Annotated in this window: 2 protein-coding genes; both read right to left on the bottom strand. The window is 62.4% G+C overall.

All coding sequences use genetic code 11. From position 1 onward, the window contains the following. Positions 1-81 precede the first annotated feature (81 nt). On the bottom strand, positions 82-987 hold the full coding sequence (gene rimK, locus BLX42_RS16965) for a 30S ribosomal protein S6--L-glutamate ligase (RefSeq protein ID WP_012316721.1): 906 nt from the start codon (positions 985-987) through the stop codon (positions 82-84). After that, a partial coding sequence (locus BLX42_RS16960; protein ID WP_161872225.1) for an ATP-dependent zinc protease occupies positions 984-1,345 on the bottom strand: 362 nt, incomplete at its 5' end. The genes rimK and BLX42_RS16960, both read right to left, overlap by 4 nt.

Genomic DNA, 1,345 nt, shown 5'->3' with positions numbered 1-1,345 from the left:
GCGTAATGCGGTTTGAGCCTTCGCTGTCAGTGATGGCCCTATCGCCGGCAAGCGATGGGGCTGCACGGCAGCCCCAAAACCTCAGCCTTTGCCCTTGGTCCGGGTCTGATTCGGCCCGCCATTTTTCTCCAGATGCTCGATGATCATCCCGGCCACGTTCTTGCCGGTTGTCACCTCGATTCCTTCCAGGCCCGGTGAGGAGTTCACCTCCATCACCAGCGGCCCGTGGTTGGAGCGCAGAATATCCACCCCTGCCACGCTCAGGCCCATCACCTTGGCTGCACGAATGGCGGTTATCCGCTCTTCTGGCGTGATCTTGATCAGGCTGGCCACACCGCCGCGATGCAGGTTGGAGCGAAACTCGCCTGGCTTGGCCTGGCGCTTCATCGAAGCAATCACCTTGTCGCCCACCACGAAGCAGCGGATATCGGCACCGCCGGCCTCCTTGATGTATTCCTGAACCATGATGTTCTGTTTCAGGCCCATGAACGCTTCGATCACCGACTCGGCCGCTTGGGTTGTCTCGCACAGCACCACGCCGATCCCTTGCGTGCCTTCCAGCACCTTGATGACCAGCGGGGCGCCATTGACCATCTGGATCAGGTCGGGGATGTCGTCCGGCGAGTGGGCGAACCCGGTAATGGGCAGGCCGATGCCGCGCCGGGACAACAACTGCAACGAACGCAGCTTGTCACGCGAGCGGGCGATGGCCACCGACTCGTTGAGCGGGTAAACGCCCATCATCTCGAACTGGCGCAGCACCGCGCAGCCGTAGAACGTCACTGACGCGCCGATGCGCGGAATCACTGCATCGAAACCCTCCAGCGGCTTGCCGCGGTAATGGATCTGCGGCTTGTGGCTGGCGATGTTCATGTAGGCCCGCAGGGTATCGATCACCACCATTTCGTGGCCACGCTGAGTGCCGGCTTCGACCAGCCGGCGGGTGGAATACAGACGCGGATTGCGCGACAGCACAGCGATCTTCATGCAGCACCTGTGACAGGAGATAGGGTGGCCGGGTAGGCCGGTTTGTCTTGCACGTACTTGAGCCCGGGGTTGACCACCAGCTGGCCGTGAATGAGTGCCTTGGAGCCGAGCAGCAGGCGATAGCGCATGTTCTTGCGGCAGGCCAGGGTGAACTCTACCTCCCAGACACCATCGCCCAACGCCAACGAGGTGCGGATCACGTAACGGGTCTGGGCATGGCCGTTGGAGCTCTTGATGGTCTTCATGGTGACCAGCGGGGCTTCGCAGCGGCGGTGGCGCAATTGCACGATCGAACCCAGGTGGGCCGTAAAACGCACCCATGGCTGGCCGTCGCGCTCGAAGGGCTCCACCTCGGTGG

It is taken from the genome of Pseudomonas sp. SG-MS2 (genome assembly GCF_009933855.1).
Taxonomy (GTDB): domain Bacteria; phylum Pseudomonadota; class Gammaproteobacteria; order Pseudomonadales; family Pseudomonadaceae; genus Aquipseudomonas; species Aquipseudomonas putida_E.
Note: the sequence above shows the minus strand (reverse complement) of the source record. Positions and strands in the feature narration are given on the sequence as shown.

Coding starts and splice junctions, on each gene's coding strand:
- rimK (WP_012316721.1), bottom strand. CDS start 987: ATGAAGATCGCTGTGCTGTCGCGCAATCCGCGTCTGTATTCCACCCGC.